The organism is Winogradskyella sp. R77965 (assembly GCF_044594915.1).
Lineage (GTDB): Bacteria > Bacteroidota > Bacteroidia > Flavobacteriales > Flavobacteriaceae > Winogradskyella.
In genome coordinates this window covers 496,714-519,775 of sequence record NZ_CP138990.1, presented here as the reverse complement: position 1 = coordinate 519,775, position 23,062 = coordinate 496,714, and the positions used below count along the sequence as shown (strand labels likewise).

At 33.0% G+C, this 23,062-nt stretch carries 23 protein-coding genes; 14 read left to right on the top strand and 9 right to left on the bottom strand.

Going from position 1 to position 23,062, the window contains the following annotated elements:
- Positions 1-61: 61 nt before the first annotated feature.
- Positions 62-442 (top strand): Rid family detoxifying hydrolase, encoded by a 381-nt coding sequence (locus SJY34_RS02460; protein ID WP_400078584.1) that lies wholly within the window; start codon positions 62-64, stop codon positions 440-442.
- A 65-nt stretch (positions 443-507) separates the two neighbouring features.
- On the opposite strand, the gene SJY34_RS02455 is transcribed toward SJY34_RS02460, so the two are convergent.
- From SJY34_RS02455 to SJY34_RS02445, 3 genes are all read right to left on the bottom strand, one after another.
- A complete protein-coding gene (locus SJY34_RS02455) occupies positions 508-1,242 on the bottom strand; it encodes an FISUMP domain-containing protein (RefSeq protein ID WP_400078582.1) in 735 nt (244 codons plus the stop codon).
- A 443-nt stretch (positions 1,243-1,685) separates the two neighbouring features.
- On the bottom strand, positions 1,686-3,422 hold the full coding sequence (locus tag SJY34_RS02450; RefSeq protein WP_400078579.1) for an AIPR family protein: 1,737 nt from the start codon (positions 3,420-3,422) through the stop codon (positions 1,686-1,688).
- Between the two features lie 158 nt (positions 3,423-3,580).
- Positions 3,581-4,039, bottom strand: coding sequence for a hypothetical protein (locus SJY34_RS02445; RefSeq protein ID WP_400078577.1), 459 nt, complete (start codon positions 4,037-4,039; stop codon positions 3,581-3,583).
- 146 nt (positions 4,040-4,185) lie between these two features.
- Here SJY34_RS02445 and SJY34_RS02440 point away from each other — a divergent pair, with 146 nt between their 5' ends.
- The 4 genes from SJY34_RS02440 to SJY34_RS02425 are packed head-to-tail and all read left to right on the top strand — an operon-like array spanning position 4,186 to position 7,220.
- Complete coding sequence (locus SJY34_RS02440; protein WP_400078576.1) at positions 4,186-4,959, top strand: TIGR02757 family protein; 774 nt, start codon at positions 4,186-4,188, stop codon at positions 4,957-4,959.
- A 53-nt stretch (positions 4,960-5,012) separates the two neighbouring features.
- Complete coding sequence (locus tag SJY34_RS02435) at positions 5,013-5,474, top strand: VOC family protein (protein ID WP_400078574.1); 462 nt, start codon at positions 5,013-5,015, stop codon at positions 5,472-5,474.
- A 21-nt stretch (positions 5,475-5,495) separates the two neighbouring features.
- On the top strand, positions 5,496-6,983 hold the full coding sequence (locus SJY34_RS02430; RefSeq protein WP_400078572.1) for a S10 family peptidase: 1,488 nt from the start codon (positions 5,496-5,498) through the stop codon (positions 6,981-6,983).
- Between the two features lie 3 nt (positions 6,984-6,986).
- Complete coding sequence (locus SJY34_RS02425) at positions 6,987-7,220, top strand: hypothetical protein (protein WP_400078570.1); 234 nt, start codon at positions 6,987-6,989, stop codon at positions 7,218-7,220.
- A 45-nt stretch (positions 7,221-7,265) separates the two neighbouring features.
- On the opposite strand, the gene SJY34_RS02420 is transcribed toward SJY34_RS02425, so the two are convergent.
- Positions 7,266-9,158: a peptidase M61 gene (locus SJY34_RS02420; RefSeq protein ID WP_400078568.1), complete on the bottom strand. Its 1,893-nt coding sequence runs from the start codon at positions 9,156-9,158 to the stop codon at positions 7,266-7,268.
- An 84-nt stretch (positions 9,159-9,242) separates the two neighbouring features.
- Between SJY34_RS02420 and SJY34_RS02415 the strand changes: the two genes are divergently transcribed.
- The 5 genes from SJY34_RS02415 to SJY34_RS02395 all read left to right on the top strand — a co-directional run bounded on the left by SJY34_RS02415 (position 9,243) and on the right by SJY34_RS02395 (position 14,497).
- Positions 9,243-10,250: a glycosyltransferase family 2 protein gene (locus tag SJY34_RS02415; protein WP_400078566.1), complete on the top strand. Its 1,008-nt coding sequence runs from the start codon at positions 9,243-9,245 to the stop codon at positions 10,248-10,250.
- 89 nt (positions 10,251-10,339) lie between these two features.
- Entirely contained in the window at positions 10,340-12,265 is a 1,926-nt protein-coding gene (locus tag SJY34_RS02410; protein WP_400078564.1) for a BatA domain-containing protein, read from the top strand.
- On the top strand, positions 12,262-13,515 hold the full coding sequence (locus SJY34_RS02405) for a dihydroorotase family protein (RefSeq protein ID WP_400078562.1): 1,254 nt from the start codon (positions 12,262-12,264) through the stop codon (positions 13,513-13,515). Before SJY34_RS02410 ends, SJY34_RS02405 begins: the two co-directional genes overlap by 4 nt.
- The gene (locus SJY34_RS02400) at positions 13,515-13,841 is read left to right on the top strand and encodes a hypothetical protein (protein WP_400078560.1); all 327 of its coding nucleotides are present in this window, start codon (positions 13,515-13,517) and stop codon (positions 13,839-13,841) included. Before SJY34_RS02405 ends, SJY34_RS02400 begins: the two co-directional genes overlap by 1 nt.
- Before the next feature lie 8 nt (positions 13,842-13,849).
- Positions 13,850-14,497 carry an alpha/beta hydrolase gene (locus SJY34_RS02395; protein WP_400078559.1) on the top strand — a complete coding sequence of 216 codons (648 nt, stop codon included), beginning with the start codon at positions 13,850-13,852 and terminating at the stop codon, positions 14,495-14,497.
- On the opposite strand, the gene SJY34_RS02390 is transcribed toward SJY34_RS02395, so the two are convergent.
- Positions 14,494-15,003, bottom strand: coding sequence for a hydrolase (locus tag SJY34_RS02390; RefSeq protein WP_400078557.1), 510 nt, complete (start codon positions 15,001-15,003; stop codon positions 14,494-14,496). The genes SJY34_RS02395 and SJY34_RS02390 overlap by 4 nt on opposite strands.
- Positions 15,004-15,005: 2 nt before the next feature.
- Entirely contained in the window at positions 15,006-15,767 is a 762-nt protein-coding gene (locus SJY34_RS02385) for an MBL fold metallo-hydrolase (RefSeq protein WP_400078555.1), read from the bottom strand.
- Positions 15,768-15,858: 91 nt separating this feature from the next.
- On the opposite strand from SJY34_RS02385, the gene SJY34_RS02380 reads away from it, so the two are divergent.
- Complete coding sequence (locus SJY34_RS02380) at positions 15,859-17,310, top strand: TonB-dependent receptor (protein ID WP_400078553.1); 1,452 nt, start codon at positions 15,859-15,861, stop codon at positions 17,308-17,310.
- 72 nt (positions 17,311-17,382) lie between these two features.
- Here SJY34_RS02380 and bcp read toward each other — a convergent pair whose 3' ends face one another.
- Complete coding sequence (gene bcp / locus SJY34_RS02375; protein WP_400078551.1) at positions 17,383-17,838, bottom strand: thioredoxin-dependent thiol peroxidase; 456 nt, start codon at positions 17,836-17,838, stop codon at positions 17,383-17,385.
- 35 nt (positions 17,839-17,873) lie between these two features.
- On the opposite strand from bcp, the gene nth reads away from it, so the two are divergent.
- Both nth and SJY34_RS02365 read left to right on the top strand, forming a co-directional pair.
- Positions 17,874-18,530 (top strand): endonuclease III domain-containing protein, encoded by a 657-nt coding sequence (nth, locus tag SJY34_RS02370; protein ID WP_400078549.1) that lies wholly within the window; start codon positions 17,874-17,876, stop codon positions 18,528-18,530.
- Between the two features lie 143 nt (positions 18,531-18,673).
- Positions 18,674-19,222, top strand: a complete 549-nt coding sequence (locus SJY34_RS02365) for a hypothetical protein (protein ID WP_400078547.1) — start codon at positions 18,674-18,676, stop codon at positions 19,220-19,222.
- 30 nt (positions 19,223-19,252) lie between these two features.
- Here SJY34_RS02365 and SJY34_RS02360 read toward each other — a convergent pair whose 3' ends face one another.
- Together SJY34_RS02360 and SJY34_RS02355 are read right to left on the bottom strand one after the other, a co-directional pair.
- Positions 19,253-19,396: a hypothetical protein gene (locus tag SJY34_RS02360; protein ID WP_400078545.1), complete on the bottom strand. Its 144-nt coding sequence runs from the start codon at positions 19,394-19,396 to the stop codon at positions 19,253-19,255.
- Positions 19,397-19,452: 56 nt separating this feature from the next.
- Positions 19,453-20,037: an RNA polymerase sigma factor gene (locus SJY34_RS02355; RefSeq protein ID WP_400078544.1), complete on the bottom strand. Its 585-nt coding sequence runs from the start codon at positions 20,035-20,037 to the stop codon at positions 19,453-19,455.
- Between the two features lie 233 nt (positions 20,038-20,270).
- Between SJY34_RS02355 and uvrA the strand changes: the two genes are divergently transcribed.
- Positions 20,271-23,060 (top strand): excinuclease ABC subunit UvrA, encoded by a 2,790-nt coding sequence (gene uvrA / locus SJY34_RS02350; protein ID WP_400078542.1) that lies wholly within the window; start codon positions 20,271-20,273, stop codon positions 23,058-23,060.
- Positions 23,061-23,062: the final 2 nt, after the last annotated feature.

Below are 23,062 nucleotides of genomic sequence, written 5' to 3'. Positions count from 1 at the left end.
ATCTTAAATTTGAACTATAGTTCAACCATTAATAAGATTCCTGCCTTCGCAGGAAATAAACATGAAAAAAATAATAAACACCACAAAAGCTCCTGCACCAATAGGACCTTACAATCAAGCCGTTTTAGTAGGTAACACCTTATACACTTCCGGACAAATTGCATTGCATCCTGAAACCATGGAATTGATTATAGACGATATTAAAACCGAAACCAAGCAAGTGATGGAAAACATGAAAGCGGTTTTAGCGGCAGCTGAAATGACATTTGAAAATGTTTTTAAAACATCAATTTTCATTAGTGACATGAATAACTTCTCACAAATAAATGAAGTCTATGGGGAGTATTTTGATGAAGCTACTGCTCCAGCCAGAGAAACCGTAGAAGTTGCCAACTTACCAAAGTTTGTTAATGTTGAGATTAGTATGCTTGCGGTGAAATAAAAAATAGCGACTAGCATTAAACAAGTCGCTATTAGTAATTAACAATTAATCAATCAACTCTAAAACTAATTGTTTTTTATGCATCTTATGCCTGATCCTATTCTTATTGAGTTATCACCATATAACATATTTGAGTCATTCCAAAGCTGTACCAAAACTCTTGTTCTAGAGCCTATAGCTATAGAAGTATTAACGTCGGTAGTTCCCCAGGTACAAATGCCTTGTCCAAGTGTTGGTCCTCCAAATGCATTGATATATCCATTAGGCAAACCTTTAAACCCTATAGCGTCTGTACCATTTCCAGAAGAAGGCAACCAACCAGTAGACGACTTTAATGCCGTTGCAACACTATTTTCAAAACCGTTATTAGATAAATAGTTTTCTAAGATTTCAAAATCAGCTTGAGAAGGGATACGCCAGCCTTCTGGAGCTAATTTCCCACTTTCTATTGCCCAATGATTATACATGGCGCCATAGACATCAAAAGGTAATTCTTCATCTACCATATTACTAAGATCACTAGTGTCTGCCCATTGATATTGTGGTATTTCTCCAGGTAAATCTCCCCAATCCATACCAAATTCATGAAGTGTAATTGGAGTACCATCATTAAAGCTAGTCACCTTTAAGTTTTCTAGCATCCATGTTTGGTTGCCAACAACTATGGTATTATACACGTTACCATCGATATCTGTAACCGTAGTTGGTTCTTGTTGTAAATTATCATCATTATCACTAGAGCATTGCACTATTGATAGTGCAAATAAGCATAGACCTGTAAATTTGAGTATTTTTTTCATTTGAGATTAGCGAACTTGTTTTTATATATAACAACTCATAATTTATTTCTCCTGAAAGTTAGAATAGGTATAAACAAAATAGTGGCTTGCTTTCACAAACCACTATCACTAACTAAAAATCTAAATCAACCTTAAAACTTATTTCTTTTTCATAGCAATTTTTTCAAGGCTGCAATAAAACCTAAGACGGTTAAGTTCATATAGATTTTAAAGCCATAATTATGGCTTCTGTATATATAACAACTGAATACTTAATTCTCCTCAATGAAAACTTAATTATTTTAAAAATTGTGATGGTAATCTTGTGAATGAGAGTTTCACCTAGCGTGTTTGAGTATGTTTAGGAACTCAGTTAGCATAAGAAAACACATAGAATCTTCTGAGTACACACAATCTGGCTATGAATTATACACTTCTAAAGTTTATAATTCATTAAATTTAGATTATAAACAGACTTCACTTGAAAAGTTATCGATGACTTGAGCATTTGCAGTTCTTACAGCAGACATCAAGGAAACAAATGTTTGTCGTGCGTCATCAATCTTTTCTTGATTTTTAATACCATCTTGTAATCCTTCATTCAATTGAGTGACAAAAGCAGTACCAATCATTACTATAGTTCTCCAAAGTGATTTTGCCTCATCAAATGTAATATTACGGCAGAATTTAATTGAAAATTTATTCGGTATTCGACGATTTAATATGTTTTCTAAACAGTCCGAAATGGCAGTAGCAAATAATATAATAGAACCACGACTTCTCAGGAAATTTAATAGTTTTTCTTGTTCAAGCAATAATTCAGTTTCTGAATTGATTAATTCTAATTTTAATTCTTCAATAGTTTTAACAAGAGCGTAACTTATAAAAATATTATGTGCTGTTGTTTGATCATTGAAAAACATTGAATACAATCTATCAGAATCCCAGATTTTACTTTTGAAGTTATAAGCAATACCTGGATGACCATGAAATGCAGCAAGTACTTGGCCAGCTGTAATTGAGGGCAGAATATTTGGATTCCTTTTTATAATATCGATAGCACCACCCCTTCTAGATGTATAAACTAATTGAGGAATATCATAAAACTGTTGTGTTATACGTTTTTGGTGTTGGTCATTACTTCTGAAATCCGGTGCATTAATTTTGTTTTGATTATTGTTATACTTAACAATTGATGCGACTGTGTCTGCATTATCACATTTTATAAGTCTTATCGGGACTTTCATATTCACGTTTGGGGCATCTGCTAATGATCCGATTGCACCAGTGGTTTGAGCACCATTTACTATTGATAGACCATTTATGACAAGTTTCTTTGAGTCAAAGTCATAAGCATAACCATTGACCAATGCAGTTATTCCGTTGTTGTATACAAAAAAATTCTTTGGACTTTCATTAGCCGTTCTTTTTATGCCGTTGTTGATGTTTGAGTCAGATTTCCTACTTCCTAAATAATCTCTTACATTAGCTGAAAATAAAAGGGTTTTATGATCTTGGTATAATTGATAAAGGGTTGTTCCTGGAATTGATGTTGAAAATGAAGTCCAATCGTCACCAGAATTTTCAAATCCTTCACATTCATCTATCTGAATTGAATCAGTCATGAGAATTGGAATAGTCAATCCTTGATACCATTCCTCCAGAGTCTCTAATCCAACTTCGAGAGAATGTGATTCGATTTGATATTCTCCATAATTATCATGTAGGATGGAGGATAATGTGTGTTCAACTGTGATTAATTCTTGATTGACATTTTCCGATTCTGGCAGGTTGTGCGAGTACCAAGCAGTTATTTTTTTTATTTCTCCGTCTTCAATTTTTTGTCTGAGCTCACGAGCGGCGCTTTTGATACGTTCAGGTAAATCAGCGAGATCTCTAGTCAAAAGCCAAGTAACAGCAGTATTTAAATCACTAGCTTTATTAGCAGGTGCTTCTGTTCTATCACGATTTGATAAAAATCCTTGAGCAATAACCGCTTCCTGTAACTCTAAATCAATGTACACTAAATCTGTTTTCTTGTCATCGGAACCATCAACTAAACTATCGGCTGCTACTTCGTCTATATCTTCAATAGAGTATTTCAATTGCAAAGAATAAAGTAATAATGAATTATCAGTGTATTTATTCAAATCTGTTCGATTTGAGTAATTAGCAAAAAAATTATATTCTTCTTGTTTCATGTTTTACAAATTAAGTCCAACTTTAGTGATATACGTTCGCTTCAATAACTTTTATAAAAACGTTAAGCGAAATTAGCTTTAAAATCGTAAAATATCAATACGTAGAACTACGTATTTTTCTATGAAAGTTGTTTATTTTTAGCCAAAACTTTTAAAATTTAATAGTTTTTTTCTTTTTTTAGCTCACCTGAAGGATAATAATATTTCCAAAGACCTTCTCTTTTACCGTTATCACTTTGCCCAGTTTTCTTTAAATAATATTCACAAGATTTACGGTCATAAGCGAAATCTTCAAAGTATGTCTTAAAAGTTATATGCTTACCAGATGTAAGAAACTCATCTAAATTTGACGCTGTTGTTTCAACCAATGTAGTTATAGATTGAGAAATTAGATTACCCTCAGAATCATGATATGTATTAGTTAAACTTGTTCCCCAATCATCATAAACAGTAGTAGTTTTTGTTCCATTTTTATAATATCTAATGTGTTTACCAACATTTAGTTTATAATAAAAATCACCATGTCTGTAATATTTTATAAGTCCGCATCTCTTAATTTTTCCGTTTTTAAAATTATCATTTATCATTGTTGAATCAAACAAAATTAAACCGTCCATTAACTTTAAATAATTTTCACCTTGTTGACTAAGGACACTTTGAAATGAACAAATAAAAAAGAATACAAACAATAATTTCATATGACTATTATAAAAAGATAAAGTGTTGAAAATATAGTAAATGTTTCAATATTTTTGCAATTCTTATGCCAAAGCTCAAAAAATCAGAATTAAAAGACTTTTTAGACGAAAAAGTCAATCTCTATAACAACCCTAAATTTATTGAGAGCGATCCTATACAAATACCACATCAATTCTCTAAAAAAGAGGATATAGAAATTGCTGGTTTCTTAACCGCAACTATTGCTTGGGGAAATCGTAAAAGTATTATTAATAATGCTAATGAAATGATAGAGTTGCTAGACCACTCCCCTTTTGAGTTTGTGACCCAACACCAAGACACAGACTTAGACCGTTTTGAAGGTTTTGTACATCGTACTTTTAATAGCGATGACTTAAAGCAGTTTACTAAAAGTCTGCACCATATATATAAAGCCCATAATGGCTTAGAAGCTGTATTTGCAAAATATGCTGAAACGGATTCACTTCAGCAAAGTATACATCAATTTAAAACAACCTTTTTTGAAATACCACATTTAGAGCGGACCAAAAAACATGTGAGTGATCCACTAAAAAATTCAGCAGCAAAGCGTATTAATATGTTTCTGCGTTGGATGGTGCGTAACGATAATAATGGCGTGGACTTTGGTATTTGGCAAAGCCTCTCTCCTGCTCAACTCAGTTGCCCTTTAGATGTGCATTCTGGTAATGTAGCACGTAAACTTGGATTGCTTAAACGCAAACAAAATGATGGTAAAGCATTAGCCGAGTTAGATAAAGCTCTAAGACGACTAGACCCAAAAGATCCTGTGAAGTACGATTTTGCTTTGTTTAGTTTGGGTGTTTTTGAGGGCTTTTAAATTTCTTATCTTTAAAATCTGTAGTTGACAATGTTAATTAACCAAAAAAGCAAATGATAAAAGGATTATACGAAACGCATCTATTTGTAGAAGACCTTGAACGTTCTATAGATTTTTACGCCAATGTATTGGGTTTAGAACTTTGCCGCACGCGTGATGATAGGCGAACGGCTTTTTTTTGGATAGGTGAACCGAAACAACAAATGCTTGGTTTATGGGAAAAGCCAAAGGACAAAATAGATATTAGACATTTTGCATTTCAATGTGAACCTGATTGGATACTGAATGAATCCGTTAATTTTTTAAAAGAAAAGAGATTAAATTTCTGGAACTTTTTAAACGATGGAACTGAACGCCCAATGGTATTTGCCTGGATGCCAGCTATAGCTATCTATTTTAGCGATCCAGATGGACATGATTTAGAATTTATAGGTTTATTAGAAGGAGAATCTAGTCCAACAAAGCTTGTACTTTCTTATGAGGAATGGAAGGCTTTAGAAACTAAAGACAATTAAAAACTACCTAAACAATTATATATGAAATTTCGTTTTACAGTATTATTTCTCGCTTGCTTTGCAGTCGGTTTTTCGCAAGATTTAAAGATTCCTGTTGACACCACTATTGTCAATAATAACTCTGTTACGATAAAGGGCAAACAAATCAATTATAAAGCTGAGACTGGCTTTCAACCGGTTTGGGATGCTGATGGCAAAATGATAGCGTCTTTATACTACACGTATTACAAACGCACAAACGATAGTAAAGGGAATAATAGACCTATCATCTATTCATTTAATGGTGGACCAGGTTCTGCTTCCGTTTGGATGCATATTGCTTACACAGGTCCTAAAATTTTAAAGATTGATGATGAAGGATATCCTGTGCAGCCTTATGGTGTAAAGGACAATCCAAATTCTATCTTAGATGTTGCAGATATCGTATTTATAAACCCTGTAAACACAGGCTACTCTCGTAAAGTTGCTGATAAAGATGGTAAAATGCCAGACGACAAACACTTCTTTGGAGTGAATGCAGATGTAAAATATTTAGCTGGCTGGATGAATACCTTTACAACACGTCATAACCGTTGGGAATCGCCAAAGTATATTATCGGAGAAAGTTATGGTGGCACACGCGTTATGGGATTGTCCTTGGAACTACAAAATAGCCAATGGATGTATCTTAATGGTGTGATTATGGTATCACCTGCAGATTATAAAGTACTGCGTGTTGGTGGACCATTAGCATCGAGCTTAAATTTACCATATTATACAGCGGCAGCGTGGTACCATAAGGTATTGCCTCAAGCACTTCAGAATAAAGACTTATTAGAAATTTTACCAGAAGCAGAACGGTTTGCTGTAAATGACTTAATGCCAGCACTCGCAAAAGGTGGCTTCATCGGTGAAACAGAAAAGAATGCTATTGCTAAGCAGATGAGTTACTATTCAGGTCTATCAGAAGAAGTTATTTTACAACAAAATTTAGATGTTCCTAATCGTTTCTTTTGGAAGGAATTACTAAGAGACAAAACCGGAGAAACCATAGGTCGTTTAGACTCGAGATACATTGGTGTTGATAAGGTTGAAACTGGCACAAGTCCAGATTATAGTGCTGAATTAACGTCTTGGTTACATTCATTTACTCCAGCCATTAATTATTATATTCAGAATGAACTTGGTTTTAAAACTGATGTAAAGTATAATGTGTTTGGTAATGTTGGCAATTGGGATAGAACTAATGATAATACCAGAGAAAACCTTAGGCAAGCAATGGCACAGAATCCATATCTTAAAGTATTGACACAATCTGGATATTATGATGGAGCAACAACATATTTCTCAGCGAAATACTCGCAATGGCAAATTGATCCTAGTGGAAAACTAAAAGATCGTTTCTCTTTTAAAGGTTATAGAAGTGGTCATATGATGTACTTACGAAATGAGGATCTTATTAAAGCTAATGATGATTTGAGAGATTTTATTGAAAGCTCATTGTCAAAAGGAAAATCGGCTAAATATTAAAAGGTGTTAGAAATTATTGGTGAAACAATTTTTTACGTTGTATTAAACTTTATTGGAGGAAGCGTACGTTGGATTTTCGGAACTATCTGGCAGACTATATTTAATACTCCCAAACACTCTTACAAAGAATATATTTATGGACCAGATAAGCCTAATCATTATGATTCTGCTCACGGTTGTATAAATATCGTTATAGCAATTGGATTAATTATTGTGCTGGTAGTTATTTTTACATAAAAAAAGCTTCCGTAAAGGAAGCCTTAAATTCTATAAATTTATATTTTAACCTTTCAACCAAGCTGCTCTCAATGCTTTCTGAGCTTCTGTAGCATTAGGATCTTCCATTAAAGATACACTTGTCGCATAAGCCTTGGTTAATGTAGTCTTAATAGCAACTGGCTCACCATTACGTTCCAAATCCATAGTAATTTCCTGACCTTCTGTCCAGCTAAACATACCTGTGATAACTTGTTGTGCATTAGCTAACGTTAAATCCGCACCATTCACTTTTAAAATAATATCATCTGCTTGTACATCTTGAGAAGCCCAAAATGAGTTCTTTAATACCATAGGTGAAAATTTAATTAATCCTCTTTCTTGGTCAGCATCAAAAATAACATTTTGACCACCAGCAAAAATATAATTGGTTTCAACTTCCGTTTCTCCCTTAACCAATCCAACCATTTCAAAAAAATCATTGTAGTTAATAGGCACATCACCTTCAACATGTGTTTTTAAGAATTCACCAACACTTGGATAGGTCATTTCTGTAATCTCTACAATAATATTATCATCTACAAATGGCTTTTCTTTACCATATTTTGCAGATAGCTCTTTCATTAAGGATAACATACTTCTGTTACCATCACTTTCTTTTCGCATTAAAATATCGATACACATACCTATTAAGGCACCTTTCATGTATACATTATAATAGTTTGAAGCATATGGCTCTTCTAAGACATTTTCACTCATAATAGTGAAGCTCATGGCGTCATCCATACGTCTAGAAGTATCGATTTTTGACTGCATGGTATTATAAAATGTAGCATTATCAACTAAACCTTCATATACTTGAAAGTGCTGCGCAAAATATTCCGTTACACCTTCATACATCCATAAGTGCTTAGAGAATGTAGGTTTATTATAATCGAAATAATGAACATCTTCAGAATGCACAGATAATGGCGTTACGATATGAAAAAACTCATGCGCTACCACATCGATTATTGATGCTGCCAAACCTTCTTTACTAGATGATTCTGGTAAAACGACTACAGTAGATGTATGATGTTCCAAAGCTCCCATACCTTTTGGAGCTGTCTCAGAACCATCAGATAAGTAAAGGTAGATATCATAACGTGGTGTACTATTTACATCGCCTAAGTATTCTTTCTGTGCTTGCATCATCTTATACACTGTCTCTTTCTGACTTGCTGCAGTATGTACTTTATTTGGTGAATATACACTTAGTACTATCTTAATATCACCAACCATAAATTCTTCAACATCTAATTTCCCATACATCATTGGGTTGTCGGTAATGTCGAAATAGCGCTGTGCAAAATAACTGCTAGTAATCGTTGTACCATCCGCACTAGATTTCATACCCTTATCTTCTAAAGCAGAAGTTCTAACAAAAGCAGCTGGCGCAGTGACATCTAAAGCGTACTGATTATTCTTTAATGAATCGAAATAACCAATAAAGCCATGAAGATTTAAGACATAGTTATCCTCTTCTATATTAGTACCTGCTGGCGAGAAAGGGTTGTCTCCACCTATTCCACCTGTAGATTCAATATCAAAAGTATCGTTAACATTATACTGAAGCTTATCTAATTTAGTCGCATCTGCAATAGTCCATGTATTTGTGTCAGCTTTAATGACAGCCAATTCATTGCCATCATAATCTAAGGCTTTAAAATCTTCAATATACTTTCCGAAGTCACTAACAGAATATGTTCCCTGCACTACTCTCGGTAATCTATACGTAACACTTTCAGTAGTGAAACGACCAGGATTTATAGTCACTGGCACTTTATCATCTACAACCGCAGTTAAATCTAGTGCAGTTTCAATTGGGTTGCTTACTGCTAAATCATCTACTTTTGGTTTTGCCGATCCACAACCGACTAAAATTACGCTTAAGCCAAGGATGGCAATATAATTCTTCATGTTTGAAATTTTATTTTTTTACTTGTCGCACAAATCTACAATCTGTTACTATTATAAACCTAAAGGTTTTGTTAAATTCGCAACATGTCTCAACCTCTAGTTAGCATTTTGGTTCCTTTTAAAAATACAGAAGCTTACATTTCTGATTGTTTGGAGTCTATATTAAAACAAACCTGCACCAATTGGGAAGCTATATTTGTTGATGATGGTTCTGAGGATTCATCTTTTGCTATTGTTGAAAATTTTAGCAAAAAAGACCAGCGAATTAAACCTCTTAAAAACAAAGGTCAAGGTATTATAAATGCACTTCAAACAGCCTATAATTATTGCAAAGGTGACTATATAACCAGAATGGATAGTGATGATATGATGACTCCAATTCGGTTAGAAGTAATGCTGAAAAGCCTTGAAAAACATGGTAAAAAGCATCTCGCCGTTGGTCAAGTAAATTACTTCAGAGCAGATGGACTTAGTGATGGCTTTGCCAAATATGAAAAATGGTTAAATAAACTCACCAAAACCGGAGCCAACTATTCTGAAATTTATAAAGAATGTGTTATCCCATCACCTTGTTGGATGCTATTTAGAGAAGATTTTGAAGCTTGTGATGGTTTTAACCCAAATCGATACCCAGAAGATTATGATTTAGCATTTCGATTTTATAAAGCTGGTTACACTTGTATTCCTTGCGATGAAATCCTACTCCAGTGGCGCGACTACAGCACAAGAACCTCGAGAACTCATGAGCATTATGCAGAAAATTCTTTTCTAGATCTTAAAGTTGATTATTTTTTAGAGCTGAACTATGATGCATCCAGACCTTTAGCTATTTGGGGAGCTGGTGCTAAAGGAAAAAAACTCGCTAAATTACTTCTAAAAAACAATATTCCATTCTTCTGGATATGCGATAATCCAAAGAAAATAGGAAAGCATATTTATGGGGAAGAGCTTTTAAATTTTGATTATCTAGCAGAACTAAATCATCCGCAAAGTATTGTTACAGTTGCAAATGAAGATGCCCAAAAAGAAATCAAAGCCTATTTTGAGACTCAAAAGATGAAATCTATGGTTGATTATTTCTTTTTCTGTTAAAATTCTCAAAAGCGAAATGCAGTTATCGCTTTGCATTTTCTATATTTGACCTATTAAGACAAATCAAAAAAGTCTTTAAATAACAAGGAATGCAGTTTAAAAATCCCGAATTACTTTACGCTTTATTTTTTCTGGTCATTCCCATCCTTATTCATTTATTTCAGCTACGTCGTTTTCAGAAAGTTCAGTTTACTAATGTAAAGTTTTTAAAGTCTGTAAAACTTCAGACTCGAAAAAGTTCACAGCTCAAAAAATGGTTGACCTTACTTACTAGAATGCTACTTTTAGCTTGTGCTATTTTGGCATTTGCGCAACCATTTATTCCAAATACTGAAGATTTTAATGAAGCCCAAGAAACGGTCATATACTTAGATAATTCCTTTAGTATGCAAGCCAAAGGAACTAATGGTACGTTATTGAACGAAGCGATTCAAGATATCATTAACACCTTATCAGAAGATGAATCCATTAGCTTATTTACAAATGATGATACTTATAAAAATACAACAGTAAAGGCTTTAAAGAATGATCTTATTCAGTTAACCAACTCGCCTACTCAGCTTAACTATGATGCTGCATATTTAAAAGGCAGACAGTTGTTTTCTAATGACGACTCCGCAACAAAGAATTTGGTCTTAGTATCCGATTTTCAACAAAATAGTAATCCATTAAGTTTTGAAGAGGATAATAATGTTCAACTAAAATTAGTGCAACTAAAATCTAATCTAGTTTCAAATATTAGTATAGATAGCCTTTACATTTCTAATACCACTGCTGAAACTCTTGATATTAATGTAGTGCTTTCTAATCAATCGATACCAATAGACAATGTTTCTATTTCTTTATTTAATGAAGATGTTTTATTAGCAAAAAGTGCCATAAGCATTAATAATAAAGAAGAAACCACATTTACAATTTCGAATAATACCATTATAAACGGAAAACTCGTTATAGACGATGCGAGCTTACAATACGATAATTCATTCTATTTTAATATTAATTCGAAACCAAAAATTAAGGTTTTAGCTATAAATGGAAGCGCAGATGATTCATACTTAAAACGTATTTATACAGATGATGAATTTGACTTTAAAAGTTTCAAATTAGAGGCTTTAAATTTTAATTTAATTCCAGATCAAAACCTCATAATTCTAAATGAACTCGATGTTATTTCAAATGCTCTAAATGCAGCAATTGATACTTTTAAAAAAGATGGAGGAATTATATTAATAATTCCTTCAACAAAAGTAGACTTAAATTCTTATAATCAATTATTTAATAAAAATTTAATTTCTAATTTTAATGCAGTAAATACTAATGAAAAACGCATTACTAGTATTAACTATAATCATCCACTTTTGGCCAATGCATTTTATTCTAAAGTCAGCAATTTTCAATACCCAAAAGTTGATATGTCTTATCGTTTTTCTTCAAGTGCAAATAGTGTTTTATCCTATGAAGATGGCTCCCCTTTTTTAGTAGGAAACACTAATTCATATGCCTTTTCTTCAGCATTAAATACAAGTAATTCAAACTTCAAAAATTCACAACTTATTGTGCCGGTTTTATACAATATGGGACTTCAGAGTTTAAAGCTCTCTAAACTATATTATACAGTCAGTGAGCCAAACTCAATAGCAATTAGTGCAGTTATTGGTCAGGATGATATTCTAACCTTAACTTCAGAGGATACTTCAGTAATTCCGTTGCAAAAAACTTATAGTAAATCTGTGGTTATTGAAACCAATGAATTCCCTAATAAAGCTGGTATTTTTAATGTGAAAAATAAAGGTGTTTCTATTCAAAACCTAAGCTTTAATTACAACAGAGATGAGAGTGAACTCAGGTATTATGACTTAAATCAATTAGAAAACACAACTATTGACTCTAGCCTAGATGCAACCATTAATACTATAAAAAGTAACACAAATGTTAATGCGCTATGGAAATGGTTTGTTATTTTTGCACTAGTATTTTTAATTATTGAAATACTGCTACTAAAATATCTTAAATGAACGCACTCATAAAATCTGCAACCATCGTTGATTCTAAAAGTGATTTTCACAATGAAACGGTTGATATTTTAATTGAAAAAGGTCGTATTTCTAAGATCTCTAAACGAATTTCTAATCCCAAAAATTACAAGGAAATAAAACTAGACAATTTGCATGTTTCGCAAGGTTGGTTTGACAGTAGTGTGTCTTTTGGCGAACCTGGTTATGAAGAACGCGAAACGATAAGTAATGGCTTAAAAACTGCAGCACGTTCTGGTTTTACTGCTGTTGCGTTAAATGCCAATTCTAATCCAGTAATTGATAGCTATGCGGATATTACATTTGTGAAGTCTAAATCTAATGATAACGCCGTTAAACTCTATCCTATTGGTGCATTAACACAAGGTAGTAAAGGAGAAGATTTAGCTGAGTTATTTGATATGACTAATGCTGGAGCAGTCGCGTTTTACGATTATCAGAAACCTATCTCCAACCCTAACCTGATGAAGATTGCAATGCAATATGCAAGCAATTTTGATGGTTTGGTTTGTTCATTTCCGCAGGAGTCTAAGATATCAGGACTTGGTGTTGCTAACGAGCATATTAATAGTACCAAACTGGGATTGAAAGGAAATCCGGCTTTAGCAGAAGAATTGCAAGTCGCTCGAGATTTATTTTTGTTAGAATACGCAGAAGGTAAACTTCATATTCCAACAATATCAACTTCAAAATCTGTTGAATTGATTAGAGCAGCAAAAGCAAAGAAACTGAATGTTACCTGTAGCGTTGCTATACATAATTTAGTTTTTACAGATGATGTTTTGCAAGAATTCGACACCAATTTTAAAGTCCTTCCACCACTAAGAACACAAACTGATTGTAATGCCTTGATTGAAGGTCTTAAAGATGGCACTATCGATATGGTAACCACGGACCATAATCCTATTGATATTGAAGATAAAAAAATAGAATTCGATTATGCTAAATACGGAACTATTGGATTAGAATCTGCCTTTGGAGCATTACAAAATATATTTACCACCAAAAAAACAATAAGCCTTTTAACTCAAGGAAAATCTCGATTCGGAATTTCTGAATCTATAATAAAGATTGGCGAAGAAGCTAATTTAAGTCTATTTAATCCAGATAAAGATTATAAATTTAATACTACTCATATTTCTTCCCGATCTAAGAATAGCGCTTTTTTAGATCAATCACTCAAAGGTGAAACCTACGGTATTATTGCTAACAATAAAATTGTTTTAAAATAATGGCAGGTAGCGAAATAAAAGATGGCAAGCTATGGGCTACTATCAGTTATATAACACCTATTGGTTTATTGATTGCAATTTCTATGAATCTTGAAAAAAAGAACCCTTACGTGTTTTTTCACGCTAGGCAAATGATTGGGTTAATAATACTTGTCATATTTTCTAATATCTGCGAGAAATATGTGAACTCATGGTTTGGCACAGCACTATGGTTTATAACTTTTATTGGTTGGCTTTATAGTTTATTCTTCGCTATCAAAGGTGAATACAAACTCTTACCTTTTTTAGGACACTACTTTCAAGATTGGTTTAAAAACTTGAAATAATATACATTATGACATCAAACCTATATTATATCAAAAGACCTTCCACATTAAAAGAAAATGCTCCGCTGCTAATTATGTGTCATGGTTATGGCAGTGATGAAAATGATTTATTTTCATTCGCCTCAGAATTACCAGAAGAATTATTCATTATTTCATTGAGAGCACCATATGCTATGCAACCTTATGGTAATGCTTGGTACGCTATTAATTTTGATGCAGAAAAAGGCAAATGGAGTGATGATGAACAAGCAAAGCAGTCCGTAGACTTTATTTCAGAATTTATCGATTATGCATGTAAAACATATGCTGTTAACCCTGATAGTTTAACACTTTTAGGTTTTAGTCAAGGTACTATTTTGAGCTATGCTGTAGCACTCACCTATCCCAAAAAAGTAAGAAATGTCGTGGCTTTAAGTGGCTATATAAATGAAGCTATTATACCAGATTCTATTGAAGAAAAAGATGTAGCGCATTTAAACTTTTTCTGTTCGCATGGCACAGTAGATCAGGTTATTCCTGTGGATTGGGCAAGAAAAACACCAGTATTTCTAAACGCTCTAGATGTAAACCATGTTTACAAAGAATATCCTGTTGGACATGGAGTTGCGCCACAGAATTTTTATGATTTAAAGGATTGGTTGAAACAGTATATTTAATAGTTAATCTTCTGATATAATAAATGCTCAGCCAATTTGTACTTTAAATTGTTATCTTCATCAATAGAATAAGTAACAAATATTTCTCCCCAATATTCTCCATCTGTAAAGTTTGCTAAAATCCATTTGTGATTAACAATTCTAATTTTATTGATTAGCAATTTAGAATCTGTTAAAGATACGTAGGGCACTATTGGATGATCATCACCTTCGTAATTATTCATATTATAAAGCCCTTCTGTGATTGCTGTTATTAATTCATCTGCATTATAACCTTGAGCAATAAAATAATCTAAGGCATTATCATTACGATCAATATTAAAGTAGTTAAGATCAAAATTTTCCTCTTCTAAATCAGCAATAGATTTTTCGTCTTCAGCAATTTTAGACTTAAACGTTTTTATATCTTCTTCGTACTTATCTATAATGTTTTTAGAATTGACATATTGAAAAACAATTAACAACACTGAAAAAATAAACAAGTACATAAAAATTCTACTCTTCATATCTATATAGTAATTTGTAAGTTATCGTATGCTAAAAAAACGTTGTCTGGTAAGTTTTGTTGTACCTCGTCATGAAATCCTAAAAGATGACTAATATGGGTTAAATAAGTACGTTTGGGCTTTACACGTTCAATAAATTGAAGCGCTTCCTTTAAATTGAAATGTGATATATGTGAATCTATTCTTAACGCATTCACTACTAAAACTTCTAAGTTTTGAAGCTTTTCGACTTCGTCATCTGCAATTGTTTTCATGTCAGTGAGATACGCAAAATCTTTAAATCGATAGCCAAATACCTGAAGCTTGTAGTGCAACCCTTCTACCGGAATTACATTAAGGTTTCCCGCTAAAAAGGCTTCATTCTTCACTTCAATTTTGGTAACACTTGGGACACCAGGATATTTCTTTTTAGTCGTAAAAATATAGTCGAAACGTTTCTCTAAAGCTTTAAAAACGCGTTGATGCGCATATAAAGGAATATCACCTTGTTTGAAGAAAAAGGGTCTTATATCATCCAAACCCATCGTATGGTCTGCGTGCTCATGTGTAAAAATAATACCGTCAATTTTTGACACTTTGGCCCTCAGCATTTGCTGTCTAAAATCTGGTCCACAGTCCACTACAAAGGTATAATTATCCCATTCCACTAAAACAGACACACGAAGTCTTTTGTCTTTAGGATTTTCACTTAAACACACAGGGTGTGTACTTCCAATTATGGGGATTCCTTGTGATGTACCAGTTCCTAAAAACGTAATTTTCAACAGACTTTCTATTTAAAACAAAAATAAACTTATTTTTTTGTTTGCAACAGTAAAATAGTACCTTTGCGCTAAAGCTATAAACCCAAGCTCTATGAAGGACATAACGTATACTGGCGACTCGGAATTTGAAAATATTCCATCATTAAAAGATAAAGCTTTACGTATTAACTTAAATGCTGATATCTATGGTACCTTTTCCGAAATTGGTGCAGGACAAGAAACTGTTCGCCAATTCTTCAGAGCTGGTGGAGCTTCAGGAACCATAGCTAAAGCCATGTCTGCTTACGATAAGGATTTTAGTGATGCTATTTATGGTATAGAAGATGATAAACGCTATGTCACCGAAGCAAGACTCCGCAAAATGTTGAACCACGAAATTGGTTTAATGGAGCAACGTATTACTAGAGAAAATAATCCTAATAAGATATTTTTTACCTATGCTAATACAGTCGCTACTATAGATTTTGCAAAAAAATATAAAGGGCACGGTTGGGTCGGCATAAAATTTCAGGTAAGCCCTGATGGTGAGTACAATGACATCATATTACATATAAGATTTAAAGAAACAGATGCGCGTTTACAACAAGAAACGCTTGGTAAATTAGGTACAAACTTAATTTACGGGGCTTTTTACAAATACAACCAACCACGTAAATTATTACGATACCTATACGATCATTTAGACCAAGATCAGTTAGAAATTGATACTATTAATTTTTCAGGCCCAGTTTTTAAAGATGTTGATAACAGATTAATGAGTTTGCAACTGGTTAAAAACGGCATGACAGACGCAGTAATGTTTGCACCAGACGGTAATAATGTGTTGCCTGCTCGTGTACTTTACAAAAAGAATATTTTAACACTTAGAGGTAGTTTTAGACCAGTTACCAAAGTAAATATGGACATGTTTGAGAAGTCTTACGAAATGTTCGTTAAAGAAAATAAAGTTGAGAAAGAAAAAACTCAAGTTATTTTTGAAATTACGCTATCAAACTTAAGGGCTGAAGGAAAAATTGATGAGCAAGATTTTATGGATCGTGCTAAACTCTTGTGTTCTTTAGGGCAAACGGTTTTGATATCGAACTTCCAAGAGTATTATAAATTAGTAGAATACTTCTCTCAATACTCTAAAGCACGTATGGGATTAGCTATGGGAGTAAACAATCTTGTAGATATTTTTGATGAGAAATATTACCGTCATTTAAGTGGTGGGATTTTGGAAGCCTTCGGGAAACTATTTTACAAGGATCTACGTGTTTACCTCTATCCTATGCAAAATGAAGATGGAAGCTTAACTACAAGTGAAAATCTTAAAGTACATCCACGAATGAAAGAACTCTACAAATTCTTTAAATACAACGGTAAAGTTGTTGACATTGGAGACTTTGATGCCTCTAACCTATCTGTATTCTCTAGAAGGGTTCTAAAAATGATTGCCAATGGCGATGAAGGATGGGAAGAAATGCTACCAGAAGGTGTTGCAAGACTAATTAAAGAGAAGAGTTTATTTGGTTGTGAATCTGAAGAGGTTATGCATAAATAATTCAGTATTCGGAACTCAAAATTAAAAAAGCGACGAATTAAATTCGTCGCTTTTTTAATTTATATGAAGTTATTACTCTGTCAAGATCTGATCTGTATGTGCTTTTGTCTTAACCTTTGTAATGACATCTTCCAAAACGCCATTCTCATCGATAACAAAAGTAGTTCTATGAATACCATCGTATTCCTTTCCCATAAATTTCTTTGGTCCCCAAACTCCAAAAGCTTCAATTACAGCTTTATCTTCGTCTGCTAACAATGGATATTGAAAGCCATATTTATTTTTGAAATTAGATTGACGCTTAGCACTATCTGCACTAACCCCTAAGAGTTCATAGCCTTGCGCTTTAAAACGATCATAATTATCATTAAGATTACAAGCCTCTACGGTACACCCAGGTGTACTGGCTTTTGGATAAAAGAATACTACCAATTTTTTTCCTTTATAATCAGATAAAGAAATTGTATTCCCTTGTTCATCTTTAGCTGCAAATTCTGGTGCTTTATCTCCTGTTTTTAAGTGTGTCATAATTCCTTAATTTTGTTTTTGTAAAAATACGATGAATGACTAAACAAGAAAAGGTAGATTTTGTTATAAATACGTTAAATGAACTCTATCCAACAATACCAATTCCTTTAGAACATAAAGATCCTTACACCTTATTAATCGCTGTTTTAATGTCTGCGCAAAGTACAGACGTTCGTGTTAATCAAATCACACCTTTGTTATTTGAACGTGCTGATAACCCCTACGATATGATAAAGCTTAGTGTTGATGAGATTAGAGAAATCATTAAACCTGTAGGTTTATCGCCAATGAAAAGTAAAGGAATTCATGGTTTATCACATATTTTAATTGATAAGCATAATGGAAAAGTTCCAAAGACCTATGAAGAGCTAGAAGAATTGCCTGCCGTAGGTCACAAAACTGCTGCTGTAGTTTTATCCCAAGCATTTGGTATTCCTGCATTTCCTGTAGACACGCATATCCATCGCTTAATGTATCGCTGGAATTTAACAAACGGAAAAAACGTAGTACAGACCGAAAAAGATGCTAAACGCTTATTTCCTGAAGACCTCTGGAATGATTTACACCTTCAAATCATTTGGTATGGTAGAGAATATTCACCTGCACGTGGATGGGATTTAGACAAAGATATCATTACAAAAACTATTGGTAGAAAATCGGTTTTAGATGATTATTATAAAAAGAAGAAATAAAAGCATTAATACAGTTCAGCTGTCACATCGAGCAATGTCGAGATGATATGAGATAAATTAGATTCTCGACTACGCTCTAAATGACAGTAATTTTAGTCATTAGTTGGTATAATTCTTGATGCGTAATAGCAAACCATCAATCAATGAAAAAAATTATATTAATTCTACTCTCAATTACTGCAACATCTTGTATTCCCACTAGAGTTGCACCAAGATTCAGCGGTCATAAAGTAATGCAAGCCAAAAAGTTTAAAAGAAAATTACCACGAGAGACCGCATTTATATTTAAAGATTTAAAAAATGAAGGCGAAATATATAAGTACTTCAATACCAAATTTCAACTCAATGACATAGATGTTGGTTATAATACACCTTTTGAAATAGATCATAATACGTATTACATTACTTACAGAGAAACAGACATTGAAGATAAGAAACTTAACCTTTTAGGATTTTTAACTGATGTGACCTTAGATAAAAATGGAATTGATCCAATTTTTGATGATAATGGTTATGTTTTCAGAAAAGGACATTGGTATATCTTATTAACTGTTTATGATGAAGACCTTAAAAATTGTTTAATAGATGGTCATCCAAAGCGCTCAATAATTCTTGAATACCTTAAAAACTTAAAAAAAGAATACCTAAGTACCCAAAATTACGAGGAGCTTCTATTTGCAAAAAAATCCTGATGTTTGCGACATCAGGATTTTTTCTTCAACTTAATTTAGAAGTGCTTCAAACTTCAATTTATTATAATTTATAACACTTAAAGCCTTTGAATAATTCAAAAGGAAACTTATCGTTTCGTCTTTTGGTTTTAGGTTATCTTTTTTTGGGGAAGCATTAGAGTAAATTTTTGCCATATTAACAATTTATGATTTATATATGACAATAACGTACTAGAAAACACTTTATTGTATTAGTTTGTTAAAACTATATTATTTTGATCTATAACCTTACGCATATTAATTAATGCATACCGCATTCTTCCCAATGCTGTATTGATACTTACACCAGTACGTTCAGAGATTTCTTTAAAGCTCATATCTTGATACATACGCATCACTAAAACTTGTTTCTGGTCCTCAGGTAGCTCTTCTATAATACGACGTACGTCAGATTCTACCTGATTTTTTATTAAGCTTTTTTCAGCATTTAAACTAGAATCGCTAAGTACAGAAAATATACTAAATTCACCAGTATTACTGAACTTAGGCATACGACTATTTCTCCTAAAATGGTCAATAACTAAATTATGAGCAATTCGCATTACCCAAGGTAAAAATTTACCTTCTTCATTGTACTTCCCTCTCTTCAAAGTTCTGATGACTTTAATAAAAGTATCCTGAAATACGTCTTCAGTAATATCTCTATCATAAACTTTAGAATAAATAAAACTATAGATTTTTTGTTTGTGTCTTTGGATTAAAATCGAGAGTGCATTCTCGTCTCCTTTAATGTAGTTGCTAACCAACTCTGCGTCTTGGATAAGTTCTTTTTTCATAATATTACTCTTAGTAGTAAGAAGTGATCTTCTTAACAAGGGGTTAAAATTTTCTAAAGTAATATTATGATATACGCAATTCTGTTTTAAATGATTATGTGGTAAATATAACAACAATCATTCCGAAAAAACAAAAAAAAATGGGAAAATTTAACATTTTATCGGATAAAGTGTTCCTTTTATAGATGAAATAGTTATAGTATCTTTGCAAACTTAGACATCCAAAATAACCCATGAATACTACTGTTTTAAACGTAAATCCAAAGGAAAATATCATTATTAAAGGTGCAAAATTGCATAATCTAAAAAATATTGATGTTGTTATACCTAGAAATCAATTAGTAGTAATTACGGGTTTATCTGGTTCTGGTAAGTCTAGCTTAGCTTTCGATACGCTCTATGCCGAAGGCCAAAGGCGCTATGTAGAAAGCCTTTCGAGTTATGCACGTCAATTTTTGGGGAGACTTAATAAGCCTAAAGTTGATTATATAAAGGGTATTGCTCCAGCAATTGCAATTGAACAAAAAGTAAATTCTACCAATCCGCGATCTACAGTTGGCACAACCACTGAAATTTATGATTATCTAAAATTATTATTTGCAAGAATTGGAAAGACCTACTCTCCTATTTCTGATAATGAAGTTAAAAAGCATACAGTTACAGATGTCATTAAATACATTTCAAAATTTGAGGAAGGCTCGAAACTGCTACTATTATCTCCTATTGTTTTAGAAGAAGGCAGAACTATTGAGAACAAATTGCAAACTCTACAACAACAAGGTTACGCTCGTATAAAAGTTAAAGACGAAGTTTTAAGAATTGATGACGCTATAAAAACAAAAATTAAATCAGATAAGAATCTATGTCTTGTTGTCGATAGAATTGTGTTTAAAAATGATGAAGATTTTCTCAATCGCCTAGCTGATGCAATAGGTACAGCATTCTACGAAGGTGTTGGTACTTGTATAGTTGAATCGCTTTCAGACAAAAAACAAATCACTTTCAATAATAAATTTGAATTAGATGGTATGTCGTTTCTTGAACCTAACTCACATTTATTCAGCTTTAATAATCCTTATGGAGCTTGTCCAAAATGCGAAGGTTATGGTGATGTTATTGGTATTGATAACGATTTGGTAATTCCCAATACTGCTTTATCAGTCTATGAAAATGCAATTTTTCCTTGGAGAGGAGAAAGTATGAGTTGGTATAGAGATCAGTTGGTCAACAACTCCCATAAATTCGATTTTCCAATTCATAAACCCTATTTTGAATTGAGTGATGCGCACAAGGCATTAATTTGGAAAGGCAATCAATACTTTGAAGGCTTAGACAGTTTCTTTGCTGAATTAGAATCTAAAGCTTATAAAATTCAGAATCGCGTGATGTTATCGCGCTATCGTGGCAAAACAAAATGTAATGTCTGCAAAGGGAAGCGTTTGCGAGAAGAAGCTAGTTATGTTAAAATTAATGATGCTACCATTACAGATTTAGTGGATTTACCATTAGATGAATTGAAAACATTCTTTAGCAAATTGAAACTGAACGCATACGATACAAAAATTGCAAAGCGACTACTGACTGAAATCAATACAAGACTAGAGTTCTTATCTAATGTTGGATTAAATTACTTAACACTAAATAGAAAATCTAACACTTTATCTGGTGGAGAAAGTCAGCGTATCAACTTAGCAACATCATTAGGCAGTAGCTTGGTTGGATCAATGTATATATTAGATGAACCAAGTATTGGCTTACATCCAAAGGATACAGAGCGGTTGATTGATGTTTTAAAATCACTTAGAGATTTAGGAAATACAGTTATTGTTGTAGAGCACGATGAAGATATAATGAAAGCGGCAGATTCTATTATTGACATCGGACCAGAAGCTGGCACTTTTGGAGGTGAAGTTGTTGCTGTAGGTGATTTTAAAGATATTCTTGTTTCAGATACTTTGACAGCAAAATATCTTAATGGTCAACTAGAAATTGAAGTGCCAAAAAAACGAAGGACCTCAAAATATCAAATTGAAATCCTTGGTGCTCGAGAAAATAATCTAAAAAATATTGATGTTACCTTTCCATTAGAAATGCTAACAGTAATTACCGGAGTCTCAGGTAGTGGAAAAAGTACTCTGGTAAAAAAGATTCTATATCCTGCTATACAAAAGAAATTAACTGGTTTTAGTGATAAAATTGGTCAGGTTACTGAAATGAAAGGTAATCATAGTATTGTTCAGCATGTAGAGTTTGTAGATCAGAATCCAATAGGACGTTCGTCGCGTTCTAATCCTGTGACATACATTAAGGCTTATGATGATATTAGAGCTTTATTCTCATCTCAAAAGTTAAGCAAAATAAGAAACTATGCTGCCAAGCATTTTAGCTTTAATGTTGATGGTGGACGTTGTGAAACCTGCAAAGGAGAAGGAGAAGTTACTATTGAAATGCAATTTATGGCAGATGTGCATTTAACCTGTGATACTTGTGGTGGCAAACGTTTTAAGAAAGAGGTTTTAGAAGTAAAATTTGAAGGTAAATCCATTGACGATATTTTAAATATGACGATTGATGATGCCATCGATTTCTTTACAACCTATAAGCAAGCCAAGATTCAAGGAAAATTACAACCACTGCAAGATGTTGGTTTAGGTTATGTGACTTTAGGTCAGTCCTCTTCTACTCTTTCTGGTGGTGAAGCGCAACGTATTAAGTTGGCCACATTTTTAGGAAAAGGCAGTAAGAGCAATAATGCCTTATTCATTTTTGATGAACCAACAACAGGATTACATTTTCATGATATAAAGAAGTTGTTGAAATCATTTCAGGCTTTAATCTCAAAAGGGCATTCGATTATAGTTATTGAACACAACATTGACCTCATAAAATGTGCTGATTATATTATTGATTTAGGGCCTGAAGGCGGAAAACATGGCGGGCAATTAGTCGCAGCTGGAACTCCAGAAGAGATTGTAAAGCATAAGGATTCAGTCACTGGTAAATATCTTCAAGAAAAGTTATAATC

What these genes read in the sequence shown, in the direction of transcription:
- SJY34_RS02460 (WP_400078584.1), top strand. Translation starts at nt 62, where the DNA reads ATGAAAAAAATAATAAACACCACAAAAGCTCCTGCACCAATAGGACCT.
- SJY34_RS02455 (WP_400078582.1), bottom strand. Translation starts at nt 1,242, where the DNA reads ATGAAAAAAATACTCAAATTTACAGGTCTATGCTTATTTGCACTATCA.
- SJY34_RS02450 (WP_400078579.1), bottom strand. Translation starts at nt 3,422, where the DNA reads ATGAAACAAGAAGAATATAATTTTTTTGCTAATTACTCAAATCGAACA.
- SJY34_RS02445 (WP_400078577.1), bottom strand. Translation starts at nt 4,039, where the DNA reads ATGGACGGTTTAATTTTGTTTGATTCAACAATGATAAATGATAATTTT.
- SJY34_RS02440 (WP_400078576.1), top strand. Translation starts at nt 4,186, where the DNA reads ATGCCAAAGCTCAAAAAATCAGAATTAAAAGACTTTTTAGACGAAAAA.
- SJY34_RS02435 (WP_400078574.1), top strand. Translation starts at nt 5,013, where the DNA reads ATGATAAAAGGATTATACGAAACGCATCTATTTGTAGAAGACCTTGAA.
- SJY34_RS02430 (WP_400078572.1), top strand. Translation starts at nt 5,496, where the DNA reads ATGAAATTTCGTTTTACAGTATTATTTCTCGCTTGCTTTGCAGTCGGT.
- SJY34_RS02420 (WP_400078568.1), bottom strand. Translation starts at nt 9,158, where the DNA reads ATGAAGAATTATATTGCCATCCTTGGCTTAAGCGTAATTTTAGTCGGT.
- SJY34_RS02415 (WP_400078566.1), top strand. Translation starts at nt 9,243, where the DNA reads ATGTCTCAACCTCTAGTTAGCATTTTGGTTCCTTTTAAAAATACAGAA.
- SJY34_RS02410 (WP_400078564.1), top strand. Translation starts at nt 10,340, where the DNA reads ATGCAGTTTAAAAATCCCGAATTACTTTACGCTTTATTTTTTCTGGTC.
- SJY34_RS02405 (WP_400078562.1), top strand. Translation starts at nt 12,262, where the DNA reads ATGAACGCACTCATAAAATCTGCAACCATCGTTGATTCTAAAAGTGAT.
- SJY34_RS02400 (WP_400078560.1), top strand. Translation starts at nt 13,515, where the DNA reads ATGGCAGGTAGCGAAATAAAAGATGGCAAGCTATGGGCTACTATCAGT.
- SJY34_RS02395 (WP_400078559.1), top strand. Translation starts at nt 13,850, where the DNA reads ATGACATCAAACCTATATTATATCAAAAGACCTTCCACATTAAAAGAA.
- SJY34_RS02390 (WP_400078557.1), bottom strand. Translation starts at nt 15,003, where the DNA reads ATGAAGAGTAGAATTTTTATGTACTTGTTTATTTTTTCAGTGTTGTTA.
- SJY34_RS02380 (WP_400078553.1), top strand. Translation starts at nt 15,859, where the DNA reads ATGAAGGACATAACGTATACTGGCGACTCGGAATTTGAAAATATTCCA.
- bcp (WP_400078551.1), bottom strand. Translation starts at nt 17,838, where the DNA reads ATGACACACTTAAAAACAGGAGATAAAGCACCAGAATTTGCAGCTAAA.
- nth (WP_400078549.1), top strand. Translation starts at nt 17,874, where the DNA reads ATGACTAAACAAGAAAAGGTAGATTTTGTTATAAATACGTTAAATGAA.
- SJY34_RS02365 (WP_400078547.1), top strand. Translation starts at nt 18,674, where the DNA reads ATGAAAAAAATTATATTAATTCTACTCTCAATTACTGCAACATCTTGT.
- SJY34_RS02360 (WP_400078545.1), bottom strand. Translation starts at nt 19,396, where the DNA reads ATGGCAAAAATTTACTCTAATGCTTCCCCAAAAAAAGATAACCTAAAA.
- SJY34_RS02355 (WP_400078544.1), bottom strand. Translation starts at nt 20,037, where the DNA reads ATGAAAAAAGAACTTATCCAAGACGCAGAGTTGGTTAGCAACTACATT.
- uvrA (WP_400078542.1), top strand. Translation starts at nt 20,271, where the DNA reads ATGAATACTACTGTTTTAAACGTAAATCCAAAGGAAAATATCATTATT.